Source organism: Alcanivorax sp. HI0044, from assembly GCF_001634945.1.
In genome coordinates this window covers 1-7,359 of the sequence record NZ_LWEZ01000001.1, presented here as the reverse complement: position 1 = coordinate 7,359, position 7,359 = coordinate 1, and the positions used below count along the sequence as shown (strand labels likewise).

Annotated in this window: 7 protein-coding genes; all 7 read right to left on the bottom strand. The window is 56.8% G+C overall.

What is annotated here, in order from left to right:
* The coding region (locus tag A3730_RS30085; protein ID WP_156500681.1) for a hypothetical protein at positions 1–207 on the bottom strand (207 nt) is incomplete at its 3' end.
* 427 nt (positions 208–634) lie between these two features.
* Positions 635–985 (bottom strand): DUF3147 family protein, encoded by a 351-nt coding sequence (locus A3730_RS00030; protein ID WP_063537172.1) that lies wholly within the window; start codon positions 983–985, stop codon positions 635–637.
* Between the two features lie 30 nt (positions 986–1,015).
* On the bottom strand, positions 1,016–1,363 hold the full coding sequence (locus A3730_RS00025) for a DUF6488 family protein (RefSeq protein WP_063521257.1): 348 nt from the start codon (positions 1,361–1,363) through the stop codon (positions 1,016–1,018).
* A 19-nt stretch (positions 1,364–1,382) separates the two neighbouring features.
* A complete protein-coding gene (locus A3730_RS00020) occupies positions 1,383–2,273 on the bottom strand; it encodes a HupE/UreJ family protein (RefSeq protein WP_082872201.1) in 891 nt (296 codons plus the stop codon).
* A gap of 13 nt (positions 2,274–2,286) precedes the next feature.
* Positions 2,287–5,409, bottom strand: a complete 3,123-nt coding sequence (locus A3730_RS00015) for an efflux RND transporter permease subunit (RefSeq protein WP_063521258.1) — start codon at positions 5,407–5,409, stop codon at positions 2,287–2,289.
* 12 nt (positions 5,410–5,421) lie between these two features.
* A complete protein-coding gene (locus A3730_RS00010; protein ID WP_063521259.1) occupies positions 5,422–6,654 on the bottom strand; it encodes an efflux RND transporter periplasmic adaptor subunit in 1,233 nt (410 codons plus the stop codon).
* On the bottom strand, positions 6,654–7,359 hold a 706-nt coding region (locus tag A3730_RS00005), incomplete at its 5' end, for a TolC family protein (protein ID WP_197477194.1). The genes A3730_RS00010 and A3730_RS00005, both read right to left, overlap by 1 nt.

The following is a 7,359-nucleotide window of genomic DNA, read 5'->3' as shown; positions in this document are numbered from 1 at the left end:
GAGATAAACCCTGGGCACATGGCGGTCGCCTTCCACCCAGCTTTTATCGGTGTAGTGAAGCTGCTCGAACAACTCGAGTACCGCGCGATAATCATCAATGATCACCACACTGACCCTGCTCTCGCCTCCGGTAGCCTCGGCGTAATCCGACGCCAATGCGGAACAGCTCCAGAACATCAGTAACGTAGCGAGTATGATTCTTGTCATCACCCTTCCCTCTTGCCCGTTCTGCGTGCCGTTTATTAATAGCAAACCACGCCAGGCTCCCTGGTCCGTCGCACGAGCATGAAGATCTGTCATGATTCCTTTCACCAATCCCTTTATCATGGCCGACTTTAACCATGATGTATTCTCCGGAGGACCTGTGAGCGCGGACCTGAGCCAACATACGCCAATGATGCATGGGTGTGTTTAGGCTGCATTTAAAGGAGCCGCCCAATCCTACTTTAACTTTCTACACCAGACCCTACACCAGAGTGGTGGATTGTGGCGGACGAAGGTGGGCTAATCTGGACTCAAGTAAGGCTCACCGCACACAGCGACAGATGCCGTGATAGTAGGAAGTAGAATCCAGCGAAACCTGGGTATAAAGAGCGCGGGTCATGGGCATCTCCGATTATTAGAAAGCATTCTATTAAAAAAGCTCAACACCCCATCTCCTAACAACCATTGCCACTAAGAAAAAGCTGATTACCGTCACGCCTACCGACAGCAACATCGCAACACCAAACCCCCACCGCTCCAGCATCACGGGGAATAAAGCAAACATGGGCAGGGTGGGCAGGACATACCAGAAGGTATACCAAGCATGATTTGCGATCTTATAAGAAGGCTGCCCGTCCAGATAAAGCCAGAACAGTACCATCAAGGTCACGGCAGGCAGGGACGCGATCAGCGCCCCGAGCCTGTCACTGTGTTTTGCGACCTCAGAGACGGCAACGATAACTGCTGCTGAGACGAGATATTTGATTATTAACATCGGCATCACCGCTTCCTCCTGGCTGCCCTAACGTTGTTATTCGATGCCCTTGAACTCGCCGGTGAAGTTGGCGTCGTAAACGCTACCGGTTTCTGACATCAGGATATAAAGGGTTCGGCCCTCCTCCTCATGCTCCAGGGCCACGACGTAATAGCCCGGACCGGAATTGCTGATGCCGACCTTCTCTTCAGGAAGCGCTTTCCAGCTCTCATCCAGCTTTCCAAAGCCCATGCCCCGATCTTCCTCGGTCAGCTTCACCGCTACGTATTTTGCGATCCCCACAACCTGCTGCTCTGAGATGGGGTCGTGACCACCGCCGTGGGAGAACGCCTGGCCAGATACGGCCAGCGTAGCCACCACCATCAATACCTTGATCAACTTCATCTTATTGTCCTGTTATCGGTTAATGTACGTGAGCCTCACCACTGCCATGACGATGGGGTTGGGCATCGGCTTGTTCTTCAGCTTCTTCAATTACGCGCTCGTTGCTGCCTTGTACATCCTGTTTTTCCATCTTCATATCGAAGCGCTTCTGATAGTCCTTCAACGGAGAACGCGCGGCATCCATATCTTCATGGGTATGGCTGTGGTCATCCTTGTTGAGCGGAAATTCATCCGGGCTGGCGGAATGCAGATAACCATGCAGCTGCATCAACAGCAGCAGCACACCCAGCATCATCAACAGCCAGTTGGTGGCACGGCTGAAGCGTTTGAACGACTCGGTACGACGCCAGCCGGACAACAGGAACAACATCACCGCCAGGGCCGCAATCTGCCCGGCCTCTACACCAAGATTAAAAGCCAGGATGCGCAACACCAGGCCATCTTCTGCCAATGGCAGCTGCTGCAAACGGGTGGAAAGTCCAAAACCATGAATCAACCCGAAGGCAAATACCATCCAAGTCAGGTTGGGTGACTTCATCTGCAAATAGCGTTTAAACCCACCCAGGTTGTCGAACGCCTTGTAGCAGACTGTCAGGGCAATGACCGCATCCACCAGATAGTAATTGGCACGGATACCATACAAGGTGGCAAACACCAAAGTAATGGAATGCCCGATGGTAAACGCCGTAATGAACCGCACGATGTCATTGAAGCGGGTCAGGAAGAACACCACTCCAAACAGGAACAGCAGATGGTCGTAACCTGTCACCATGTGAACAGCGCCAAGCTCAATGTATTCCATAAACCCAGCGTTCAAGGCTCTTGCCTGATCTTCAGCTGACATGCCATGAGCCATGGCCACGCCACTCGCCAGCAAGCCAAGCAATCCAACGCAGAATCTGATTTTCACGCGTTTTTCTCCATTATGATTGGTTAAGAATATGAGCGCTCTTGCCATTCACCAAACGGTACAAGGCAGGGAGCACGAATAATGTGAGCACGGTGGAAGAAAGGATGCCCCCAATGACTACCGTGGCCAGTGGACGCTGAACTTCCGAACCGATACCCGTGTTAAGCGCCATCGGCACAAATCCCAACGAGGCAACCAGCGCGGTGGTAATGATGGGGCGAAGCCTTGTTACCGCACCTTCAATAATGGCCTCATCCAGGGCCACACCATCCCGCATCAACTCACGGATAAAGGACACCATGACCAGGCCATTCAGAATGGCAATGCCGGAGAGAGCGATAAAACCCACCGCTGCAGAAATGGAGAACGGAATATCCCGCAGCACCAGCAATAGCACTCCACCGGTCAGTGCCAGAGGCACACCGGTGAAAATCACCAGCGCATCTTTGAACGAACCGAGCGCGAAATAGAGCAACGCCACGATCATCACCAGCGTTAATGGCACCACCAACGTCAGTCGCTGGCTCGCAGACTGCAACTTCTCGTAGGTGCCCCCGTATTCCACCCAGTAGCCCGAGGGCACAGCGACGTCATCATTGATGGCTGTACGGACGTCTTCCACAAACGAGCCCAGATCACGGCCACGCACGTTGGCGGTAACCACCACCCGGCGCTTGCCGTTTTCCCGGTTGACCTGATTGAAACCATCCACCAGCTCAATGCTCGCCAGTTCCCGTAACGGCACAGCCCCGGCGCCCGGCACCTGTACCGGCAGATACCCCAACGCTTCCATGTCGGTACGCTGCTTTTCGGCCAGACGCACCACGATGTCGGCACGACGATCCCCTTCGTAGAAACGACCGGCCACCTCACCGCCCAAGGCGATGGCCAGCTGAGACTGCAGTTCGGCCTTGTCCAGTCCGTATCCGGCCAGAACGGAATCGCGAGGAGTAATGGTCAATACCGGCAGGCCGGTAACTTGCTCCATCTGGATATCCGCCGCCCCTTCGACCCCGGACACCACGCCTTCAATTTGCTTGCCCAGTGCTTCCAGCTGTGCAAAATCATCACCAAACACCTTGATGGCGAGCTCCGCCCTTACCCCGGCCAGGAGCTCATTGAAGCGCATCTGTATCGGCTGCAGAAATTCGTAGCGGCTACCCGGCACGGTATCAACGATGGCCGACAGTTCTTCCACCACCTGCGCCTTGGGCTTGCCGGGGTCCGGCCACTGATCGCGGGGCTTTAGGATAATAAAGTTGTCCGCCACGCTGGGAGGGACCGCATCGGTGGCCACGTCCGCCGTACCGATCTTGGCAAACACTCGTTCCACTTCCGGCAGCTGACGAATTTTTTCTTCCAGGGTTTCCTGCATGGCGACGGCCTGACCGAGCGAGGTTCCCGGAATCCGCAGGGCATGCATGGCAATATCCCCTTCATCCAAGTTGGGCACGAACTCGCTGCCTAGGCGGGTAGCCAGCACCACCGAGCTCAACACGGACAAGGCGGCCAGTGCCACCACCAGGGCGCGCATTGCCACGGCCTTGCGCACCAGACGCTGGTAACCATTACGCAGCGCGCTCATGGCGCGATGTTCTTTCTCTTCCACCGCATCCCGGAACAACAGGGCGACACAGGCAGGAACAAATGTCACCGACAGCAACATCGCGCTTGCCAGTGCAATCACAACGGTCATGGCCATGGGGTGGAACATCTTCCCTTCAACACCGGTCAGCGAGAAGATGGGCAGGTACACCGCCGTAATGATGAACACGCCAAATAAGGCAGGACGGATCACTTCCCGTGTCGCGGTAAAGACAATATCTAGCCGCTCACGCTGTCCCAGTGTCTGGCCCGGCACCTTCGCCTGGCTGAGACGCCGCAAACAGTTCTCCACGATGATAATGGCGCCATCCACCAGCAGACCAAAGTCCAGCGCACCGAGGCTCATCAGGTTAGCACTGACCCGGGTTTGCACCATGCCAGTGATGGTCATCAGCATGGCGATGGGAATTACTGCCGCCGTCAACAGGGCCGCTCTGGCATTGCCCAGCAACAGGAACAGGATCACGATCACCAGCAGCGCCCCTTCCAGCAGATTCTTCTGAACCGTCTGCAGGGTCTTGTCGACCAGCCCGGTGCGGTCATACACCGCTGTTGCAGTAATCCCTTCCGGCAGGCCCGCCTTGATTTCCTCCAGCTTCTCGCCCACCGCGCTGGCGACGGTACGGCTGTTCTCACCCACCAGCATGAACACGGTGCTCATCACCACTTCACGACCATTCTGGGTAGCCGCCCCGGTGCGCAACTCCAGCCCTTCTTCCACGCTGGCCACATCTTTCAGCCGCAAGCGTGCGCCGCCTTCGGTGTTCAGCGGGGTATTTGCCAGTGCCTCCACTGAAGTCACCTGACCAGGCACACGCATCAACCATTGCGCACCGTTCTGCTCAACGAAGCCGACACCCCGATTCTGGTTATTGGCCTCGACCGCAGCAACCACCTGTTGTTGGGTAACTCCCGCCGCCAACAAACGGGTCGAGTCAATGGCGATCAGAATCTCGCGCTGGTAGCCGCCAATAGGATTGACCTCCACCACGCCGGGCACGCGCAACAGCTGCGGCCGAATGATCCAGTCATGTACGGAACGCAGGTCTATGGGGGTAATTGGTTTTCCATCCTCATCCACCGCGCCAGGTTCGGCATCCACGGTGAACATGAAGATTTCGCCCAGGCCTGTGGCAATCGGGCCCATCTCGGGCTGGAGGCCGCCAGGCAAATCCGAGCGTGCGGCAGAAAGACGTTCGCTCACCAGTTGGCGGGCGAAATAGATGTCGGTGTCATCACCAAAAATAGCGGTTACCTGGGACAGCCCGTAGCGCGAAACCGAGCGCGTGTACTCCAGCCCGGGCAGACCCGCCAACGTGGTTTCTATCGGGTAGGTCACCCGCTGCTCCACTTCAAGCGGCGTATACCCCGGCGCTTCGGTATTGATCATCACCTGTACGTTGGTGATATCCGGCACGGCATCAATTGGCAACCGGTTGAAATTCCATAGCCCCAGCAGTGATAACAAAGCCACGCCCACCAGTACCAGCCGGCGGCGCTCAATGGCGTGTTTAATAATGACTTCAAGCATAGTGACAGGCCTTTAGTGATCGTGGGAAGCGCCGGACTTTTCAACATCCGCCTTGAGCAGGTAGCTGTTACCACTGACATACTCGGTACCTGGTTTTAGGCCTCCCAGTACCTCGACCCAGTCTTCATCTTCACGGCCCAGTTCCAGCATGCGCACTTCGTACTGCTCGGCCACCTTGGCGAACACCACAGTAAAATCACGGAACCCCTGAAGCCCGGTTTTCTTCACGGCCAGCTCGACAGAATGTTGCGCCACTTCAATCTGGCCAGTGACAAACTGGCCCGGCAGCCAGTTCTCCGGCAGCGACGCCAGCGAGGCGCGCACAGTCTGTGCCTGACCGGCAGCCACCTGCGGCGCCAGGAACGTCACCCTCCCCGTGACCGTAGCGGAGCCGTCGGCCAGCGCCAGCTGCACATCAGCACCTGGCTTGACCCGTGCCCGATCCATAGCAAACACCGACAGTTCAGCCTCTGTTTTTGATACATCAATAATGCTGGCCAGCGTTCTGTCCCCGGTGGGCTCGCCAGCACCACCGTCAAGCGAGGCAATCACGCCAGACATGGGCGACCGCAACGCATATGTGCGCAGGCTTTCGTTGCTCTCAATGGTGAACAACACATCGCCACGGGCTACCGTGTCGCCCAGCGCCTTGTGTACACGCACGATTTCACCGTCAAAGCGGGCACGCACTGCGCGCTGTCCAGCAGGAGGTAGGACCAGAGAGCCGTAGGCCGTCACGGTTTCATGCAGGGTCGCAGGGCCTGCTACTTCAGTCACCACCCCCATGGCATCGGCCACCGCCTGCTCAATGGCGGTACGTCCTTCGAAACTGTCGTACTGCCATTGGTACTGCTGACCCTGGTGCTCGGCTGATACCGAAACCACAAAGGAGTGAGGCTCATAGATCTCCATGTCGCCACGCAGAAAGTCCGCTTGCGGGGCAAAACCGATCTCGTCGCGCACATTGCCGAGCCGCGTCAGCACCACCTGCAAATTCACTTCCCTTGGATCGACCGGTTCACCGTCATCGCTAATCCAGGCTCGATACTCCGGCGGCACCCCGGTTTCAAAAATGGCCAGCTCCACAGAAAAGTCACCGTCGCGCAGCACCAGTCCGCGATGCGGCCCCTTCTCCGGCTCCGCTTCCTGCTCTTCTGCGGCTCCCGCTGCCAGTGTCACCAGCGGAAAAACCAACAACATCCATACCGTCACCAGCAAGCCGATGGGTTTACGAAAAACATTCATTACTTCTGCTCCTTACTTTGCGCAGAGACACTTTTTACATATAGAGCCAAGCCGGTGAGGCGCTCAATTTCGGTAAGGCTCACGTGGGAGGCCAACTGCGTGTTGATCAATGCCAGCCGAGCATCAAGCAGCTCCTGCTTGACGGAGATCCACTCCAGATAACTGAAGCGACCCAGCGAAAATGCCTCATTGGCTGCGCTAACGGCTTGCCGCAAACGCGGGATCATTTCTTCACGCAATGCAGCAGCCTGATGGCGGCTATGCTGCAGCGCCTGGTAGAGCTCAAACAAGCGGGCCTGCAGACGGCTTTCCTCGGAAATCGCCATAGCTTCATTCAGCGATTTTTCTGCCGCCAACTCGCTGATCCGTGCCTGATTACGGCGCTGATTACCCAGTGGAATCGCGATGCCAGCCACCACACCAAAATCATCCGTGGCTTCATAGCGCCGCACGCCCGCAGAAAAACGCCAGCGAGACAGGGCATCCGCTTTGGCCATGGCCATCTCTGACTCATTTACCCGTGCCTGGGTGAGGAATCGAGTCACCCGTGGGCTCTGTTGCAGTTGCTTCTCAAGGTCTTCCAAAGACACCAGCTGCTGACTGGTTTGCAGCTCGCCCAACAGAGCAAAGCCGACGTCATTGGCTGCCCCCCACTGGGCCGCCAGGTGCTGCCGAGCCACAAGCAGCTCATGATCCAGATCTTCC

Excerpts from the sequence above, each read along its gene's own strand:
- A3730_RS00030 (WP_063537172.1), bottom strand. The coding sequence starts at position 985 with ATGCCGATGTTAATAATCAAATATCTCGTCTCAGCAGCAGTTATCGTT.
- A3730_RS00025 (WP_063521257.1), bottom strand. The coding sequence starts at position 1,363 with ATGAAGTTGATCAAGGTATTGATGGTGGTGGCTACGCTGGCCGTATCT.
- A3730_RS00015 (WP_063521258.1), bottom strand. The coding sequence starts at position 5,409 with ATGCTTGAAGTCATTATTAAACACGCCATTGAGCGCCGCCGGCTGGTA.
- A3730_RS00010 (WP_063521259.1), bottom strand. The coding sequence starts at position 6,654 with ATGAATGTTTTTCGTAAACCCATCGGCTTGCTGGTGACGGTATGGATG.